The 18,287-nt window shown below is 72.9% G+C and carries 14 protein-coding genes; 6 read left to right on the top strand and 8 right to left on the bottom strand.

Annotation, left to right across the window (positions count from 1 at the left end; translation table 11 throughout):
- Positions 1 to 51 precede the first annotated feature (51 nt).
- The 5 genes from sucD to ACFW2G_RS11570 form a co-directional block, all read right to left on the bottom strand.
- Positions 52 to 942, bottom strand: coding sequence for a succinate--CoA ligase subunit alpha (gene sucD / locus ACFW2G_RS11590; RefSeq protein WP_030764277.1), 891 nt, complete (start codon positions 940 to 942; stop codon positions 52 to 54).
- 21 nt (positions 943 to 963) lie between these two features.
- Positions 964 to 2,142: an ADP-forming succinate--CoA ligase subunit beta gene (gene sucC, locus ACFW2G_RS11585; RefSeq protein ID WP_037919079.1), complete on the bottom strand. Its 1,179-nt coding sequence runs from the start codon at positions 2,140 to 2,142 to the stop codon at positions 964 to 966.
- A 291-nt stretch (positions 2,143 to 2,433) separates the two neighbouring features.
- On the bottom strand, positions 2,434 to 3,630 hold the full coding sequence (locus ACFW2G_RS11580; protein ID WP_384581282.1) for a VWA domain-containing protein: 1,197 nt from the start codon (positions 3,628 to 3,630) through the stop codon (positions 2,434 to 2,436).
- A gap of 146 nt (positions 3,631 to 3,776) precedes the next feature.
- Positions 3,777 to 6,065, bottom strand: a complete 2,289-nt coding sequence (locus tag ACFW2G_RS11575; protein ID WP_384581284.1) for a DUF5682 family protein — start codon at positions 6,063 to 6,065, stop codon at positions 3,777 to 3,779.
- Positions 6,062 to 7,168, bottom strand: coding sequence for an AAA family ATPase (locus ACFW2G_RS11570; RefSeq protein ID WP_384447127.1), 1,107 nt, complete (start codon positions 7,166 to 7,168; stop codon positions 6,062 to 6,064). Before ACFW2G_RS11570 ends, ACFW2G_RS11575 begins: the two co-directional genes overlap by 4 nt.
- A gap of 134 nt (positions 7,169 to 7,302) precedes the next feature.
- Here ACFW2G_RS11570 and ACFW2G_RS11565 point away from each other — a divergent pair, with 134 nt between their 5' ends.
- Both ACFW2G_RS11565 and ACFW2G_RS11560 read left to right on the top strand, forming a co-directional pair.
- Positions 7,303 to 8,646: an SWIM zinc finger family protein gene (locus ACFW2G_RS11565; RefSeq protein WP_037919073.1), complete on the top strand. Its 1,344-nt coding sequence runs from the start codon at positions 7,303 to 7,305 to the stop codon at positions 8,644 to 8,646.
- A 253-nt stretch (positions 8,647 to 8,899) separates the two neighbouring features.
- Positions 8,900 to 10,474, top strand: coding sequence for a DUF5691 domain-containing protein (locus ACFW2G_RS11560; protein WP_384581286.1), 1,575 nt, complete (start codon positions 8,900 to 8,902; stop codon positions 10,472 to 10,474).
- An 83-nt stretch (positions 10,475 to 10,557) separates the two neighbouring features.
- Here the strand turns inward: ACFW2G_RS11560 and ACFW2G_RS11555 are convergent, their stop codons facing one another.
- Complete coding sequence (locus ACFW2G_RS11555; protein WP_037919068.1) at positions 10,558 to 10,959, bottom strand: cobalamin B12-binding domain-containing protein; 402 nt, start codon at positions 10,957 to 10,959, stop codon at positions 10,558 to 10,560.
- Positions 10,960 to 11,147: 188 nt separating this feature from the next.
- Between ACFW2G_RS11555 and ACFW2G_RS11550 the strand changes: the two genes are divergently transcribed.
- Together ACFW2G_RS11550 and ACFW2G_RS11545 are read left to right on the top strand one after the other, a co-directional pair.
- Complete coding sequence (locus ACFW2G_RS11550) at positions 11,148 to 11,930, top strand: esterase/lipase family protein (RefSeq protein ID WP_384447122.1); 783 nt, start codon at positions 11,148 to 11,150, stop codon at positions 11,928 to 11,930.
- Between the two features lie 228 nt (positions 11,931 to 12,158).
- Positions 12,159 to 13,688, top strand: coding sequence for a M23 family metallopeptidase (locus tag ACFW2G_RS11545; protein ID WP_384581289.1), 1,530 nt, complete (start codon positions 12,159 to 12,161; stop codon positions 13,686 to 13,688).
- Between the two features lie 84 nt (positions 13,689 to 13,772).
- Here the strand turns inward: ACFW2G_RS11545 and pcrA are convergent, their stop codons facing one another.
- Both pcrA and ACFW2G_RS11535 read right to left on the bottom strand, forming a co-directional pair.
- The gene (gene pcrA, locus ACFW2G_RS11540) at positions 13,773 to 16,316 is read right to left on the bottom strand and encodes a DNA helicase PcrA (protein WP_384581291.1); all 2,544 of its coding nucleotides are present in this window, start codon (positions 16,314 to 16,316) and stop codon (positions 13,773 to 13,775) included.
- Positions 16,300 to 16,644 carry an ArsR/SmtB family transcription factor gene (locus tag ACFW2G_RS11535; RefSeq protein ID WP_384447116.1) on the bottom strand — a complete coding sequence of 115 codons (345 nt, stop codon included), beginning with the start codon at positions 16,642 to 16,644 and terminating at the stop codon, positions 16,300 to 16,302. The genes pcrA and ACFW2G_RS11535 overlap by 17 nt, the downstream gene beginning before the upstream one ends.
- A gap of 80 nt (positions 16,645 to 16,724) precedes the next feature.
- Between ACFW2G_RS11535 and ACFW2G_RS11530 the strand changes: the two genes are divergently transcribed.
- Both ACFW2G_RS11530 and ACFW2G_RS11525 read left to right on the top strand, forming a co-directional pair.
- The gene (locus ACFW2G_RS11530; protein WP_384447114.1) at positions 16,725 to 17,078 is read left to right on the top strand and encodes a hypothetical protein; all 354 of its coding nucleotides are present in this window, start codon (positions 16,725 to 16,727) and stop codon (positions 17,076 to 17,078) included.
- Positions 17,079 to 17,222: 144 nt separating this feature from the next.
- Positions 17,223 to 18,272: an NlpC/P60 family protein gene (locus ACFW2G_RS11525; RefSeq protein ID WP_384447112.1), complete on the top strand. Its 1,050-nt coding sequence runs from the start codon at positions 17,223 to 17,225 to the stop codon at positions 18,270 to 18,272.
- The last annotated feature ends 15 nt before the right edge of the window (positions 18,273 to 18,287 follow it).

The following is an 18,287-nucleotide window of genomic DNA, read 5'->3' as shown; positions in this document are numbered from 1 at the left end:
CCCGCACCCCGAGGGGTGCGGGCCACGCCCGTTCAGCCTTACGGCCGCTGCTTACTGAGCGGCGTTCAGGATCGCGCGAGCGAGCTCGGCGGTCTCGGTCGGCGTCTTGCCGACCTTGACACCGGCGGCCTCAAGGGCCTCCTTCTTGGCCTGCGCCGTGCCGGAGGAGCCGGAGACGATGGCGCCGGCGTGGCCCATGGTCTTGCCCTCGGGGGCGGTGAAGCCCGCGACGTAGCCGACGACCGGCTTGGTGACGTTCTTCGCGATGAAGTCCGCCGCACGCTCCTCGGCGTCGCCGCCGATCTCACCGATCATGACGATCAGCTCGGTCTCCGGGTCGGCCTCGAAGGCCTCCAGAGCGTCGATGTGCGTGGTGCCGATGACCGGGTCGCCACCGATGCCGACGGCCGAGGTGAAGCCGATGTCGCGCAGCTCGTACATCATCTGGTAGGTCAGCGTGCCAGACTTCGACACGAGACCGATCTTGCCGGGCTTGGTGATGTCGCCCGGGATGATGCCGGCGTTGGACTGGCCGGGGGTGATCAGACCCGGGCAGTTCGGGCCGATGATGCGGGTCTTGTTGCCCTTGGCGGTCGCATACGCCCAGAAGGCGGCGGAGTCGTGCACCGCGATGCCCTCGGTGATGACGACGGCCAGCGGGATCTCGGCGTCGATGGCCTCGACGACGGCGGCCTTGGCGAAGGCCGGCGGGACGAAGAGGACGGAGACGTTGGCGCCCGTCTTCTCCATCGCCTCGGCGACGGAGCCGAAGACCGGGACCTCGGTGCCGTCGAAGTCGACGGTCGTGCCGGCCTTGCGCGGGTTCACGCCGCCGACGATGTTGGTGCCGTCAGCCAGCATCAGCTTGGTGTGCTTCATGCCCGTGGCACCGGTCATGCCCTGGACGATGACCTTGCTGTCCTTGTTGAGGAAGATAGCCATGTGAGTCTGTGACCTCTGCCCTTACTTCGCAGCCGCGAGCTCGGCGGCCTTGTCGGCCGCGCCGTCCATGGTGTCCACGCGCTGCACCAGCGGGTGGTTGGCGTCCGAGAGGATCTTGCGACCCAGCTCGGCGTTGTTGCCGTCGAGACGGACGACGAGCGGCTTGGTGACCGCCTCGCCCTTCTGCTCCAGCAGGGCGAGCGCCTGGACGATGCCGTTGGCGACCTCGTCGCACGCGGTGATGCCACCGAAGACGTTGACGAAGACGGACTTGACGTCCGGGTCCCCGAGGATGATCTCGAGACCGTTGGCCATGACGGCGGCGGAGGCGCCACCGCCGATGTCCAGGAAGTTGGCGGGCTTGACGCCACCGTGGTTCTCGCCGGCGTAGGCGACGACGTCCAGGGTGCTCATGACGAGACCCGCGCCGTTGCCGATGATGCCGACCTCACCGTCGAGCTTGACGTAGTTGAGGTTCTTCGCCTTGGCGGCGGCCTCGAGCGGGTTCGCGGCGGCGTGGTCGACGAACTCCTCGTGACCCGGCTGACGGAACTCGGCGTTCTCGTCGAGGGAGACCTTGCCGTCGAGGGCGATGACCTCGCCGGAGGCGACCTTGGCGAGCGGGTTGACCTCGACGAGGAGGGCGTCCTCGGCGATGAAGGTGTCCCACAGGGTCACGAGGACCTCGGCGACCTTCTCGGCAACCTCGGCCGGGAACTGCGCCAGCGCGACGATCTCGCGGGCCTTCTCGATGGTCACGCCCTCGTTGGCGTTCACCGGGACCTTGGCGAGCTTCTCCGGGGTCTCCTCGGCGACCTGCTCGATGTCCATGCCGCCCGCGACCGAGGCCATGGCCAGGAAGGTGCGGTTGGTGCGGTCGAGGAGGTACGAGACGTAGTACTCCTCGACGATCTCGGGAGCGGTCTCCGCGATCATCACCTTGTGGACCGTGTGGCCCTTGATGTCCATGCCCAGGATGTCCGTCGCGCGGGCGACGGCCTCGTCCGGGGTGGCGGCCAGCTTCACGCCGCCGGCCTTGCCGCGGCCGCCGACCTTCACCTGCGCCTTGACGACCGACTTGCCGCCCAGCCGCTCGGTGGCCTCGCGAGCCGCCTCAGGCGTGTCGATGACTTCACCGGCCAGCACCGGTACACCGTGCTTGGCGAAGAGGTCCCTCGCCTGGTACTCGAACAGGTCCACGCGCGTCCGTCCCTTGTCTTTTTAAAGATTCGCAGTGATTCGCGGTTGTCTGCTATCTGCGTGGGCGTGCCGCGGAGGGCAACGTGACGGCGCTGTCACAAGGAAGGCGCACACGGTGACCGTGGACGCGGCATGTCCGTCCGGCAGGTTATCCCCGTGGGGCGTGCGACCCTAAATCGCAGATCACACCTGAGCGGTGATACCTGTCACAGAACGCCTTACGGTTGAACTGGAAATTCGTGTGATCCGCCGATTCACACCGGTGCCCGGGGCGGGCGTGTCGGAGGGGTCTCAGGGGGTCGGCAGGGGCCGCTTCTCCAGCGCGGCGGCCATCACCTCCGGGAACAGGTCGGGCGTGCAGGCGAAGGCCGGAGCCCCGAGTGCGGCGAGGGCCGCGGCGTGTTCGCGGTCGTAGGCCGGGGCTCCCTCATCGGACAGCGCGAGCAGGGTCACGAATTCGACGCCCGCCGCCTTCATCGCGGCGACCCGGCGCAGCATCTCGTTGCGTATGCCGCCCTCGTAGAGATCACTGATCAGGACCACGACCGTGTCGGCAGGGCGGGTGATCTTCGACTGGCAGTAGGCGAGGGCCCGGTTGATGTCGGTGCCGCCTCCCAGCTGGGTGCCGAAGAGGACATCGACCGGGTCGTCGAGCTGGTCGGTCAGGTCGGCGACCGCGGTGTCGAAGACGACCAGACGGGTGGCGATCGAACGCATGGAGGCGAGGACCGCGCCGAAGACGGAGGCGTAGACGACGGAGGCCGCCATCGAACCCGACTGGTCGATGCAGAGGATGACCTCCTTCTTCACCGATCGGGCCGCACGGCCGTAACCGATCAGCCGCTCGGGGACGACGGTGGCGTATTCGGGCAGGTAGTTCTTCAGGTTGGCGCGGATCGTACGGTCCCAGTCGATGTCGTGGTGGCGGGGACGGCTGACCCGGGCGGACCGGTCGAGCGCGCCGGTGAGGGTGGCCTGGGTGCGGGTCGCCAGCCGCTTCTCCAGCTGCTCGACCACCGTGCGGACCACGGCCCGCGCCGTCTCCTTCGTCGTGTCGGGCATCGCCTTGTTCAAGGAGAGCAGGGTGCCGACCAGGTGGACGTCCGGTTCGACGGCCTCCAGCATCTCCGGCTCCAGCAGCAGAGCGGACAGGCCGAGCCGCTCGATCGCGTCGCGCTGCATCACCTGGACCACGGAGCTGGGGAAGTACGTACGGATGTCCCCGAGCCAGCGGGCCACGTTCGGCGCGGACCCGCCGAGCCCGGCCGACCTGGCCGCCCCCGATGCGCGGCGGCCCCCTCCTTCGCCGCCTCCCCCGTACAGCGCGCCGAGCGCGGCGTCCATCGCCGCGTCCCGCCCGGTCGGTGTGTGGCCCGTCCCGTCGGCGTCTGCCCCGCCGAGCACCATCCGCCACCGCCGCAGCCGCTCGGCTCCGGCCGGGTCCGCCGTGTCCTGCCCCGCCGCCACGCCCGTCTCCCTGCCGCTCATCCGTCCGTCCCCCTGCACTCGTCGTACTCGTGACTCTTCGATTCCGCCCGCCTGGTCCCGGCCTGCCTGGTCCCGGCCCGCCCGCGTCCGGCCCCGTCCGCGTCCGGCGCGGAGGTCCGGGGCAGCGCCCCGCAACGGCCGCGCCCTCAGCCGGCCGCGACCCCGTCGGGAGACGCGAGCAGCATCCGGACCAGCTCCGTCACCGCGTCCGCCCGCTCCCGGTCCAGGTCGGGGGCGAAGCCTTCGGGGGCGTCGCCCGTCGACCGCGCCGCTCGCGCGGAGGAGGCCGGGCCGCGCCGTACCAGCTCGCCCAGGGTCCTTCGCACCCCCGGCTCGTACGCCCCGAACGTCCGCCTCAGCAACGGGAGCACATCGGTGAAGGCGCGCTCCGGCACGCCCACCAGCCAGCTGTCGATCAGGCCGAGCAGGCGGTCGTCGTGGACCAGCAGCGTGCCGCCGCCCGAACTCCCGCCCGCGAAGCCCTCGATCCAGCCCGCCGCGTCGGCGGGCGAAGCGGCCGGGGACAGGGCGAGCCCCATCAGCCGGGCCGTCTCCCCGGCTTCCAGCCGCCCGTCGTCGAGGAGCAGCCGGGCCGCTCGGCCCCGGATGACGCCCGGCACGGTGTCCCGCTCGGCCAGCGTCCGCAGCACGGCGGACCAGCGCTCCCGCAGCCCGTCGCCGGTGTCCGCCAGCAGGCCGACCGCCGCGTGCACCCCGTCGACGTGGTCGCGCAGCTCCGCCGCCGCGTCAGCGTCCAGGCCGGCCGCACAGGCCGGGGGGAGCGCGACGCATATCCGCTCGGCGAGGCCGGCCGCGACCGCCCCGAGCGCCGTCGCGTCGGTGCCCCGCACGTCGCCGTAGCGCAGCGAACGGGCCAGTGCCGGCAAGGCCTTCGCGAGCCGGGCGACGTCCGTGTCCAGCGCGGCGCGGTCGGCGAGGGCCCGCAGTACGGCCGGGAGGGCCCCGGCCAGTCCGGCCAGCAGGCACCGCTCGGCCAGCGCCGTGATCTCGGCCAGCTCCCCGGCGCCCGCGGCGTCCGCCTCCGCCTTGGCCGTGGCCGCCGCGCGGACGGTGGTGCCCCAGATCCCGGCTTCGGCGACCCGCACGGACAGCTCCGGCTCCCAGCGCAGCCGCCAGGTCTCCCGGAAGGTGCCGGTGCTGCTGCGGGAGGCCGTCGGGGTGCCCCAGTCGATGCCGAGCAGCCGCAGCCGGTGCAGCAGCCGGGACTTCGCGGCATCGGTGTCCTTGCGCAGGTCGAGCTCCAGCTCGCGGTCCCGCGCCTCCGCCTTGAGCCGCAGCGACCGCTGCCGGCGCGTCAGGTCGCGCTGGAGCGGTACGACGGGCGCCGCGTCCGGCACCTCGCCGAGCACGTCGCCGACCACGAGGCGGTCCCCGATGAGGGCGAGCGGTACATCGGAGCCGTCGCACATCACCGCCCGGACGGCTTCCAGGGTCTCCGTCAGGCCGGGCAGGGGCCTGCCCCGCATCGCGGCCAGGGCCCCGGCCAGCCGGACCGCCTCGATGACGTGCGCCGAGGAGACCTGCCGGTCCTCCTCGCGCAGCAGGCCGGCAACCTTGGTCAGCCATCGCTCGACGGGCCGGTCACGGACGGAGAACAGGTGGGCGTACCAGCCGGGCGAGGTGATCCCCGCTCCGTACCCGCCGGCCCGGGCGAGCCGGCGGTGGGTCCACGGCACCCAGGTGGTCTCCACCTTGACCTTCGGCAGTCCGCTCAGCAGCGCCTTGTCGGCGGCCACGGTGGTCTTCGCCCGCAGCGCCGGGACGTGCCAGGCTCCGCACACCACGGCGTACCCGTCACCGAACTCGCGGCGGGCGGCGCGCATCCGCTGCCTCATGTACGCCTCGCGCACCAGGTCGCGGCGGTGGCCGCCGTCGCCGTACGCCTCGCGCAGGGCCCCCATGGCCTCCCCCAGCGCCTCGAACGCGCCGAGCGCCTCCTCCCCCGCACCGGCGCTCCCCCGGTGCTCGACGACGTCCTCCCACCAGCGCTCGGCGTCGTCGTACCCGGCGGTCTCGGCGAGCACCGCGAGGGGGTCGAGCCGGACCGCGTCGGGCTCGGCGTGGTCCGCGTCCGGCTCGGCGGCGGCCAGCGCATGCGCGGCGGGCAGGTCCATGAACCGGACCGGTACGCCGGACTCCTGCGCCCAGCGGATCGCCACCCACTCCGGGGAGAAGTCGGCGAGCGGCCAGAACGCGGCTCGGCCCGGGTCGTCCGCCGCGTGCGCGAGCAGCGCCACGGGAGGCCGCATGCCGGGGTCGGCGGCCAGTGCGAGCAGCGCGTCCCCTTCGGGCGGCCCCTCGATCAGCACGGCCGCCGGGCGGGCCGCCTCCAGGGCGGAGCGGACGGCTCGGGCCGATCCCGGCCCGTGGTGGCGCACGCCGAGGAGCAGTGGGCCCTGGCGGGCGGTGCTCACGCGGTCACCTCCCGGCAGGCCCGGTAGAAGTCCTTCCAGCCGTCACGCTCGCGGACCACGGCCTCCAGGTACTCCTGCCAGACCACCTTGTCGGCCGCCGGATCCCGCACGACGGCGCCGAGGATCCCCGCGGCCACGTCGGAGGGGCGCAGTACGCCGTCCCCGAAGTGGGCGGCCAGGGCGAGGCCGTTGGTGACGACGGAGATGGCCTCTGCCGTGGAGAGGGTGCCGCTGGGCGACTTGACCTTCGTCCGGCCGTCGTCGGTGACCCCGTCGCGCAGCTCCCGGAAGACGGTGACGACGCGGCGGATCTCCTCCAGTCCCTCGGGCCCGGCCGGCAGGTCGAGGGAGCGGCCCATCTGGTCGACGCGCCGGGCCACGATGTCGACCTCGGCGTCGGCGGTGGCGGGCAGTGGCAGGACGACGGTGTTGAAGCGGCGGCGCAGGGCGCTGGAGAGCTCATTGACCCCGCGGTCGCGGTCGTTGGCGGTGGCGATGAGGTTGAAGCCGCGCACGGCCTGGACCTCTTCGCCGAGCTCCGGTATCGGCAGCGTCTTCTCGGACAGGACGGTGATGAGGGTGTCCTGGACGTCGGCGGGGATGCGGGTGAGCTCCTCGACGCGGGCGGTCATGCCCTGGGCCATGGCCCGCATGACGGGGCTGGGGACGAGCGCCTCGCGGCTGGGGCCGTGGGCGAGGAGCCGGGCGTAGTTCCAGCCGTACCGGATGGCCTCCTCGGGGGTGCCGGCGGTGCCCTGGACGAGGAGGGTGGAGTCCCCGCTGACGGCGGCCGCGAGGTGTTCGGACACCCAGGTCTTGGCGGTGCCGGGAACGCCGAGCAGCAGCAGGGCGCGGTCGGTGGCGAGGGTGGTGACGGCGACCTCGACGATGCGGCGCGGTCCCACGTACTTGGGTGTGATCACCGTGCCGTCGTCGAGCGTGCCGCCGAGCAGGTAGGTGGCGACGGCCCGGGGGGAGAGCTTCCAGCGGGTCGGGCGGGGCCTGTCGTCGGCGTCCGCCAGGGCTTTCAGTTCGTGCGCGAAGGCGTCTTCGGCGTGCGGTCGCAGCGCCTCGGTGCCGATGCCGTTCTCGGGCTTGCTCATGGTCCCCCTCCATTGCTCGGCAGTCGCTCCCGACTGCTGTTCCCACGGTGCACCACGCCACTGACAACGCCCCCAACTCAGCGCGTTGTTGCAGGTCAGGGCGATTGTCAGAGGGGGTCTCTACGGTGGTTTCCATGACTGAGCAGGGGGTCCGCTGGACGGCGGAACAGGTACTGGCCCTGGCCCCTGACGATGCCTCACGCAAAGCGGGCGGCAGACTCGGTGGGGCAGGGCCGTGGTCACAGATCGGAGGTTCCGCTTCCGGTTCTGTGTGGGGGCTGTGCAAGGGCAGCGGCAGCAATCCGTACCGGACGGTCGTCGACCTGACCGGACCGGCCTACATGTGCTCCTGCCCGAGCCGGAAGTTCCCGTGCAAGCACGCGCTGGGACTGCTCCTGCTCTGGTCCGCCGAGGGGGTCGGCGAGCCCGGGGAAGCTCCGGACTGGGCCGCACAGTGGCTGGCGGACCGGGCGGCCCGGGCCGCGCGCCCGGCGGCCGGGGCGGCCCGACCGGTCGACGAGGAGGGGGCCCGGCGCAGGGCCGGCCGGCGGGCGGCGCGCGTCGGCGCGGGCGTGACCGAGCTGGAACAGCGGCTGGCCGATCTGCTGCGCGGCGGCCTCGCGGGCCAGGAGCAGGCCGGTTACGGGGCGTGGGAGGAGACCGCGGCCCGGATGGTGGACGCACAGGCACCCGGACTGGCGGGGCGCGTGAGGGAGTTGGCGACGATACCCGGTTGCGGCCCGGGCTGGCCCGCCCGGATGCTGGAGGAGGCGGCGCTGCTGCACCTGCTGGACCGGGCCTGGATGGGGGTGACGGGGCTTCCGGACCAGTTGGCGGCGACCGTGCGCAGCCGGGTGGGACTGCCGGCCTCCGGGGAGGGGGAGGCCGTACGGGACCGTTGGCTGGTGCTCGCGCAGTACGACTCGGTGTCGCCGGACGGACGGCTCACCACCCGCCGGACGTGGCTGCGCGGGCTGGCGGGCGGACGGCCCGCGCTGGTGCTGGACTTCGGGCCGCCCGGGCGGCTGCCTGCGCTGGCGCTGCCGGTGGGGCTGGTGCTGGAGGCGGAGATGCGCTTCCGGCCCGGGTCGGCGGGGCTGCGGGCGGACCTCGGAGAAAGCCGCGCGACGGCCGCACCGTGCCCGGAGGTTCCGGCCGGAGTGAGCACGGGGGCGGCTCTGGAGGCCTACGGGGCGGCGCTACGGGACGACCCGTGGTTGGAGTCCTGGCCTGTGGTGCTCGGGCCGGTGGTTCCGATACCGGGAGAGCTCGGCTGGCAGCTGGCGGACGCGGAGGGCACCTCCGCCCTGCCGGTGCCCCTCACCGGGGCGGGCAGCCGCTCCCGAGGGGGCCTGTGGCAGCTGGCCGCGTTGTCGGGCGGGGGCCCGGTGACGGTCTTCGGCGAGTGCGGACACCGCGGATTCACCCCTCTGACGGCCTGGCAGCCGGACTCGCCGGAGCCGGTCGCCCTGTCCTGAGCGGGGCGGGAGGGACCGCCACGGAGCAAGGGGGCCTGGGGGGTCCTGTGCCGTCGCGCGGCGGTGGCAGGAAGAAGAGCGGCGCCGGGGGGCGCCGTGCACGCAACGACGAGAAGCCGGGGGGCTTTCATGAACGACAACCACGCCAGCTGAGCGGATTCGCACGGCACATCGACCGCCTCGGTCCCGCGGAGGGGGCGGGACCGGGGCATTGAAAAGACGACCGAGGACGAGCGGCGAGGGAGGGGCACCGATGGGCGAGGGTGACGAGAGGTACGGGGAGTGGCAGGAGCTGGTCGGTGCCGCGCTGCTGGGCACCGACCGGCGCCGGGGCGGGGGCCCGGTCGGCTCGCCGGAGGCGCTGCTGGACGCGGCGGCCGTGCACGCCGTCCGCCGCCGCGCCGGTCTGCGGCCGGCGGTGGCGCGGCCGCGGCCGGAGCCCGCGCCCCACGACCTCCGGCCGGCGCCGCCGGAGGCGGCGGGCCGCCGGCTCGCGCACCTGCTGGCGGACCGTACCGGCGGGGGTGGTGGGCGGCGCGGGGCGGCCCCGGATCTGACGGAGCTGCTCCCGCAGTGGCTGGCCGCGGCCGGCCGGCACGGCTACCGCGCGCCCGCCGCGCTCGTGCCGGCTCTGCTGGACGCGGCCCGGGCGCGCACGGACCTGCGCCCACAGGCACTGGCTCTGGCCGGGCCGCGGGGACTGTGGCTGGCACGGATGAATCCGGACTGGCGGTTCGCCCTGCGGGGCGGGGCGGGCGGCGGGGAACTGCCGGACGTGACCGACCCGTCCGCGGTGGAACGGCTGTGGGAGGAGGGGCTGTTCGCCGAGCGCGTGGCACTGCTCGGTGCCGTACGCGCGCATGACCCGGCCGCCGCACCGCGGCTGCTGGCGACGACCTGGGCGAGCGAACGGGCCGAGGACCGGCTGATGTTCCTCGACTCGCTGAGGGTGGGGCTGTCCCTGCAGGACGAGTCCTTCCTGGAGGCGGCGCTGGACGACCGCAGCCGCAATGTCCGCGCGACGGCGGCCGAACTGCTGTCGGCGCTGCCGCAGTCGGCGCTGGCGGGCCGGATGGCCGTGCGCGCGCTGGCCTGCGTGGGACCCGAGGGGGTGACGCCGCCGACGGAGTGCGACGGGGGGATGCTCCGCGACGGGGTGGTCAAGCGGCCGCCCGCCGGCCGCGGGGAGCGGGCCTGGTGGCTCGGCCAGCTGGTCGAGGCCGCACCGCTGTCCTGCTGGCGGGAGCGGTTCGGGGGCCTGGGCCCGGCGGAGACAGTGGCGCTGCCGGTGGCAGCGGCCGAGGGCTGGGCGGAGGAACTGCACGCGGCGTGGTGCCGGGCCGCGGTGCGCCAGCGCGACCCGGAATGGTCGCGCGCCCTGTTGGGTCCGGCGTCGGCGCCGCCCGCGGCAGGTCCGGGCACGGCCTCGCTCGCGGAGCGGGCCAAGCTGCTGGAGACCCTGCCCGACGGAGAACGGGCCGAGTGGGTCGCGGAGTTCGTCCGGGCGCACGGCCTGTCGGAGGCCTTCCAGCTGCTCGGCGTGTGCGTGGTGCCGTGGGCGGGAGCGCTGGGCCGGGCCGTCGTCGACGCGCTGGACACCGCCCGGGAAGCCGGCAGCTACCCGTGGAGCTTCAGCGGGGTGATGGGCCTGGCGGAGCGCTGCCTCGACCCCGGCGAGGCCGGCCGCCTGGAAGCCCTGACCGCCGCCGCGGAGGAGCCGCCGGACGCGACCCCGGGTGCGGCCGCGTACTGGGCCGAGGCCTTCCAGCGCCTGGTGGCCACACTTCGACTGCGCGCGACGATGCTGTCGGAACTCGCGCCGGCCTGACCTCCGGCGGGCTGCCGGGCCGGGGACCGGGCCCCGCCCCCGAACCCCGCGCCCCGACCACCGGCGGGGCCGAAGCGGCCGGGCTACCGACGGACGTGGGCGTGGACCCACTCCACGATGGAGGTCGTCGTCGCGCCCGGGGTGAAGATCTCGGCCACGCCCTTCTCCTTCAGCGGGGCGATGTCGTCCTCCGGGATGATGCCGCCACCGAAGACCTGGATGTCCTCCGCGTCGCGCTCCTTGAGGAGTTCCAGCACGCGCGCGAAGAGCGTGTTGTGGGCACCCGAGAGGATCGAGAGCCCGATCGCGTCGGCGTCCTCCTGGATCGCGGTGTCCACGATCTGCTCCGGGGTCTGGTGGAGGCCCGTGTAGATGACCTCCATGCCCGCGTCCCGCAGCGCACGCGCGATCACCTTGGCCCCGCGGTCGTGGCCGTCGAGACCCGGCTTGGCCACCACCACACGGATCGGACCGGTCACACCCATCGCACTGCCTCCCGAGTGAACGAACGTTAAGTACAGCATCGCGCACGCTGCCGTTTCGCGGTCAAGCACGAGGGGGAAATCACACGTGGGACGGCATTGCGCCACCGTGCCGGCAGCCGCACGGCACGGTGGCGCGGCGGCCGTCGTCCCGGGACGACGAGTCCCAGGAGGATCACAGGAGGCCGTCGATGGGTCTGTCCTTACCCGTGCCCGTCCCCTTCTCCGGCGCCGCCCTGCGGGCGGGGGCCCTTGAGGCCGTTGTGCTCGGCGGGCATCTCCTGCTGTACCCCACCGGGGTGTGCCAGGAAAAGGTCGTCCGCGTCCCGGCCACGACGCGCCCGCCGGTCCTGCTCCTCCACGGGTTCACCGACAACCGGTCCGTCTTCGTCCTGCTGCGCCGCGCCCTCGGGGTCGGCGGCCTACGGCACGTGGAGGCGTACAACTACTCGCCCCTCACCCTCGACCTGCGCGTCACCTCCCGCCACCTCGCCCGGCGTGTCGAGGAACTGCGCGAGCGCACGGGACAGGAGCGGGTGGACATCGTCGGGCACAGCCTGGGCGGGCTGGTCGGGCGCTACTACGTCCAGCGCCTCGGCGGCGACACGCGCGTACGCACCCTGATCACGCTCGGCACCCCGCATTCCGGCACCCGGGTGGCCCCCTTCATGGACGCGCATCCTCTGGTCCGGCAGATGCGCCCCGGCTCCGAGGTGCTGGCCGAGCTCGCGGCACCCTCGCCCGGCTGCGCGACCCGCTGCGTGGCGTTCTGGAGCGAGTTCGACACGCTGATGACCCCGGTCGGGAGCGCCCGGATCGAGCATCCCGACCTGCATGTGGAGAACGTGCAGGTCATGGGTATCGGCCACCTCGCCCTTCCGGCGCACCCGGCCGTCATCGCGGCGGTTGGCCGCGCCCTCGACGGCCCCGCCCCGGCGGTCGTGACCGGCCCGGACGCCGCTTTCGTCGCCTGACCGGCCGGCACCCACCGACCGCCACTCGAACACATTTCGAACTCAAGGCCAAGGCTGCGTCTTCCGGCGACCGAAAGACGGCCGAATGCCCGGTTCCGCTGATCTGGAGACCGAGCGAAGATTGTCGTTGCCAGTAACCGCCGGGTACAGTCACGCCACTGCTCTCCTCCGGTGAACCTCGCGTTCCCGGCCACCCAGGCCCCCACTGCCGAGGCGAAAGAGAAGTTGGTGAACGACCGCCCCCCGTCGGGCCAGTACCCGGATGCCGGGTATGACGGCCTTTCCACCACCGCTTTCGCTGGTGACTCGCCCTACGCTTCCTACGAAACGCAGGGCCAAGGAGTCAACTACGCCGCCTACGGCTCCTACGAGACCGGCGCGTACGACACCACCGCGTGGACCTCGCAGGACCCCTACCTGTCCACGATCCCGCCGCAGTCCGCCGCCGGGGACACCACCGGGAGCTGGGACGCGAGTGCCTGGTCCACCGCCGAGACGGCCGGGGACCAGTCCGGATACGCCGCCTACCCGTCTGCCTCCTTCGGCTACGACGCCTCGGGCGAGCAGACCGGCCACTGGGCGATGCCGGGCTTCGGCACCACCGGTACCGAGACCGGCGCCTACGACGCGACCGCCTGGAACACCGTCGCCCCGGCTCCGACTCCGGCGCAGCCCGAGGCCACATACGCGTACGCCTACCAGCCCGTGGAGCAGGAGTACGCGTACGGCACGGTCACGCTCGGCACCGTCGGCCACGTCCAGGAGGCCGGGGCCGACGCCCCCGACACCCCCGGTGCGGAGACCGTGGCCGAGGGGTACAGCGAGACCGCCGTCTTCGAAGTGCTCTCCGACGGGGCACCCGAGGCCGCCGAGGCGTACGAGCTGCCCGAGGTCCACGAACTGCACGGCGTGCACGACATGCCCACCCAGGCCATGCCGGTGACGTCCGCACCGCGCGCCGCGCGCCGCGGCGCCGCCAAGGGCGCCGCCAAGACCGGCGGCAGCAAGGCGGGCAGCAGCCGCCGGCGCACCCCGGCGAAGCGTTCCGCCCTGCTGACCGTCGCCGTTCCGTCCGCCTGCGTGATGGGCGTCGCGGGCGTCGCGGCCGCCTCCGTCGGCGGACTCACCGGTACGGACAAGCCCGGCGAGGACACCACCACGATGGCCGCCCCCGACCCGGCCTCGGTCAAGCCGGTGGCGGCCAACACCAAGCTCGACACCCAACTGGTCGCGCTCAGCGCCGACGCGGGTGACTTCGCGGACCGTGCGAGCCGCACCCAGGAGCGCATCGACCTGCGCGAGCGCCAGGAAGAGGAGAAGAAGAGGAAGGCCGAGGAGGCGGCGGCCAAGGAGGCCGCCCGCCCCAAGTTCGCAATCCCCGTCGGGCAGCACGGCCTCAGCGCCAGCTTCGGCCAAGCCGGCGGCATGTGGATGTCGGTGCACACCGGAATCGACTTCCCGGTGTCCTACGGGACTCCGGTCATGGCGGCCACCGACGGCACCGTGCGCACGCAGTACAACAGCGCCTACGGGAACATGGCCATCGTCACCGCGCCCGACGGCACCGAGACCTGGTACTGCCACCTCAGCTCCACCAAGATCCGCGGCGGCAAGGTCAAGGCGGGCGACGTCATCGCCTATTCCGGCAACTCCGGCAACTCCACCGGCCCGCACCTGCACTTCGAGGTCCGGCCCGGCGGCGGCTCCGCGATCGACCCGCTGGCCTGGCTGCGCAGCAAGGGCCTGGACCCGAGGTAGGCGCTCCGGCACGACCGGCTCCGCAAGTGCCCGGCAGCGTTCTCGCTGCCGGGCACTTGCGCATGCGGGGCACCGGGCCGGAGGTCAGAGCTTCTGCACCGGCGCGTAACGCAGCAACAGCCGCTTGGGCTTGTCGTCGCCGAAGTCGATGGTGGCCTGGGCGTCCGCGCCCGCGCCCTTGACCTCCGTCACGGTGCCGAGCCCGAACTGGTCGTGCGTGACCCGGTCCCCGACCGCCAGGGCGATGACGGGCTTGTCCGCTGCACGGCGCGTCGCGAACCCGGACGGGCCCGACTTCGTGCGCGAGGAGGACAGGAAGGCCTCGGGCGAGGTGCCGAACGACGGCCGTCCGCCGCCCGCGCCGGAGCCGTAGCCCGCGCTGCGCATCGGGCCGGCCGGCTTCTGGGCCGCTCCCGTGCGCTTCCACTGCAGGTACTGGTCGGGGATCTCCTCCAGGAACCGGGACGGCGGGTTGTACGAGGGGGTGCCCCACGCGCTGCGCATGCCGGACCGGGTCAGGTACAGCCGCTCGCGCGCCCGCGTGATGCCGACGTAGGCGAGACGGCGCTCCTCCTCCAGCTCCTTGGTCTGACCCAGCGCGCGCATGTGCGGGAAGACCCCGTCCTCCATGCCGGTCAGGAAGACCACCGGGAACTCCAGGCCCTTGGCGGTGTGCAGGGTCATGAGGGTGATGACGCCGGAGCCGTCCTCGTCCTCGTCGGGGATCTGGTCGGAGTCGGCGACGAGGGCGACCTGCTCCAGGAACTCGGCGAGCGTGCCGGGACCGGCCGGCGCCGTCCCTTCCGGGGCCTCGGCGGCAGCGGCCTCGCGCGCCTGCTCGAACTCCAGCGCCACGGCGGCCAGTTCCTGGAGGTTCTCGATCCGCGTCTCGTCCTGCGGGTCGGTCGAGGCCTGGAGTTCGGCGAGGTACCCGGTGCGCTCCAGAACCGCCTCCAGCACTACCGCCGGGCCGGCGCCCGAGTCGACGACGGTACGGAGCTCCTCCATCAGCGCATTGAACCGCTTCACCGCGTTGGTCGAGCGGGCCGCCATGCCGAAGGCCTCGTCGACCCGCCGCAGCGCCTGCGGGAAGGTGATCCTCTCGCGCAGCGCGAGAGCGTCGATCATCGCCTCGGCGCGCTCTCCGATGCCGCGCTTGGGCACGTTCAGGATGCGGCGCAGCGGGACGTTGTCCTCCGGATTCGCGAGGACGCGCAGGTACGCGAGGACGTCCCGGACCTCCTTGCGCTCGTAGAAGCGGACGCCGCCGACGACCTTGTACGGCAGGCCGACCCGGATGAAGATCTCCTCGAACACGCGCGACTGGGCGTTGGTCCGGTAGAAGATCGCGACGTCCCCGGCCTTGGCGTCCCCGGCGTCGGTGAGCCGGTCGATCTCGTCGGCGACGAACTGCGCTTCGTCGTGCTCGGTGTCCGCGACGTAGCCGGTGATGACCGCGCCGGTGCCGGCCTCGGTCCACAGGTTCTTGGCGCGGCGGTTCTCGTTGCGCTCGATGACGGCGTTGGCGGCGGAGAGGATGGTCTGCGTGGAGCGGTAGTTCTGCTCCAGCAGGATCGTCGTCGCGTCCTTGTAGTCCTCCTCGAACTGGAGGATGTTGCGGATCGTCGCGCCGCGGAAGGCGTAGATCGACTGGTCGGCGTCACCCACCACGCACAGCTCCGCCGGGGGCAGGTCGGGGTAGCCGGTGCCGACCAGCTCGCGCACCAGCGTGTACTGCGCGTGGTTGGTGTCCTGGTACTCGTCGACCAGAACGTGCCGGAAGCGGCGCCGGTAGTGCTCGGCGACGTCCGGGAAGGCCTGGAGCAGGTGCACCGTGGTCATGATGATGTCGTCGAAGTCGAGGGCGTTGGCCTCGCGCAGCCGCGCCTGGTACATCGCGTACGCCTGGGCGAGCGTCTTCTCGAAGCCTCCCCCGGACTCCGTCCGGGAGGTGCCCCCTGCCGCCTGGTCGGCGAAGGCCTCCTCGTCGACCAGTTCGTTCTTCAGGTTCGAGATCTTGGCGCTGAAGGACTTCGGCGGGAACTTCTTCGGGTCCAGGTCCAGGTCGCGGCAGACGAGCGCCATCAGGCGCTTCGAGTCGGCCGCGTCGTAGATCGAGAAGGAGGACGTGAAGCCGAGCCGCTTGGACTCGCGGCGCAGTATGCGCACGCAGGCGCTGTGGAAGGTGGAGACCCACATGGCGTTGGCACGCGGGCCGACCAGGCCTTCGACGCGCTCCTTCATCTCACCGGCGGCCTTGTTGGTGAAGGTGATCGCCAGGATCTGGCCGGGGTGGACGTTCCGGGCGGCCAGCAGGTGGCCGATGCGGTGCGTGAGCACCCTGGTCTTGCCGGAGCCCGCGCCGGCCACGATGAGCAGCGGGGAACCCGCGTGCACCACGGCGGCGGCCTGCTGTTCGTTCAGGCCGTCGAGGAGCGTCGCCGGGTCGATGACGGGCTTGGGCGCACCGTCCCGGTAGTACGCATCGCCGGTCATGGGCACGTCGAAGTGACCCCCGAAGAGGTCGTCCGCACCCGCCTCCGGGGCGGGGTGCTCCTCGGGCGGCGGCGGGACCTCGTCGGAGGGGGTGAGGTCCGCCAGGAAGCTGTCGTCAAAGAGGCTGCTCATCGCAATCCGAGTCTAGGGGGCGGGACCGACAGGCCAGGACGAGTTCCAGCAGCCCGGGGAAGCGCAGGTCGAGGTCGTCACGGCGCAGGGCGAGATAGAGCCTGCGGCCCTGGGGGCGCTGGCAGATGACTCCGCTCTCGCGCAGCGTCTTGAGGTGGTGCGTGACGCTCGACCTGGGCAGGTCGGGCACCACCTCGCCGCAGAAGGCCTCCTCGCCGGAGGCGAGCTTGCGGACGATCTCCAGCCGGACGGGATGCCCGAGCGCCGCCAGGACGCCGACGAGCTCCAGGCGGTCGACGGCGGGGTGGATCGGGTCGGCGGCGGGCACGCCCTCCACTGTACGCAGTTCTCGTACGGACACCGACCCGCTTCCCGCGCCGCCGGTACGCCCCCGTACGCTCGACTGCCATGGACGTACTCATCAGTGTCTTCGTCGGCCTGCACATCATCGGGATCGCCGCGCTCCTCGGCGGCTTCCTGACCCAGATGAAGGCGATGAGCGCGGGCACCGCCCGCTTCACGCCCGCCATGCTGCACGGCGCGCTCACCATGCTCGTCACCGGCGTGCTCCTCGTCGGTTTCAACGAGATGGACGGCTCGCCCGTCAACAACGTCAAGGTCGGCGTGAAGCTCGCCCTCCTCTTCGTGATCCTCGCCCTCGTCTACGTCAAGCGCGACGAGGAGCACGTGGACAAGGCGCTGTTCGGCGCCGTCGGCGGGCTGACCGTGATCAACATCTTCATCGCCCTTCTCTGGCACTGACCCGCACCGGATCGATCCGCTCCGGTCCGGTGCGGCCAGCTCCGATCTCATCGCGGGCACTTGCGATCATCCCGTCATCCGCCCGTTACCCCCGGGTCTAGCGTCCTCCTCCAAGCACCGGCAGAGGAAGGACGTGAGGCCCGCGTGGCCAGTCATCGAAAGCCCCGGCAGCGCCCCCTCTCCGGCGGCTCGGCACGGACGACCGCCGCCACCCTCGCCCTCGCGGGCGCTGCCACCGCCACCGTCTTCGAAGGCACCTCGCAGGCCGACCCCCGGCCCACCCCCGCCCAGATCAAAACGGAGGTGGACCGGCTCTACGAGGAGGCCGAGGCGGCGAACGAGCGGTACAACGGGGCGAAGGAGCAGGCCGACGAGGCCGAGAAGGCGCTGACCGACCTGCGGGACGAGGCCGCACGCAAGGCGGATCAGCTCAACACCGCCCGCGGCGCGCTCGGGACGCTCGCCGCCTCCCAGTACCGCAGCGGTTCCCTGGGCACCGCCGTCCGGCTCGCCCTGGCGGACGACCCGCAGGAGTACCTCGCCCAGGCCTCCTTCATCTCTCGCGCCGGGGACCGCAACGCCGCCGGGATCGCCGCCGTGCGCCGCAAGCTCGACGAGGTCTCCCAGCTGCGGGAGCAGGCCTCCGGCCGACTCTCCGACCTCCGCTCCCGGCAGGACGAACTCGCCGCCCACAAGGCCGAGGCCGAACAGAAGCTCGCCGCCGCCAGGCGTCTGCTGGCCAAGCTCACCGCCGAGGAGCGCGCCGCCTACGAGGCCCAGGCGCCCGGCACCGCCGCCGCGCCCTCCGGCCCGGCCACCGCGGCTCCCCCGCCGCCCGCCGACGGCTCCCGCGCGGCCCGCGCCGTGTCCTTCGCGCGCTCCGCGATCGGCAAGCCGTACGTGTGGGGCGCGACGGGGCCCGGCTCCTTCGACTGCTCGGGGCTGACCCAGGCGGCCTGGCGCTCGGCCGGAGTCTCCCTGCCGCGCACGACCTACACCCAGATCAACGCCGGCCGACGCGTCTCCCGCGACCAGCTGGCCCCCGGCGACCTGGTGTTCTTCTACTCCGGGATCACGCACGTCGGCCTCTACGTCGGCAACGGCCAGATGATCCACGCCCCGCGCCCGGGATCGACGGTCCGGCTGGCCCCGATCGACTCGATGCCCTGGGCCGGAGCCTCCCGCCCGGCCTGAGCCCCGGCCCCGGCG

The sequence above is a fragment of the Streptomyces sp. NPDC058880 genome, assembly GCF_042742535.1.
Lineage (GTDB): Bacteria > Actinomycetota > Actinomycetes > Streptomycetales > Streptomycetaceae > Streptomyces.
The sequence above is the reverse complement of the archived record's forward strand: the minus strand, read 5'-3'. Positions and strand labels throughout refer to the sequence as shown.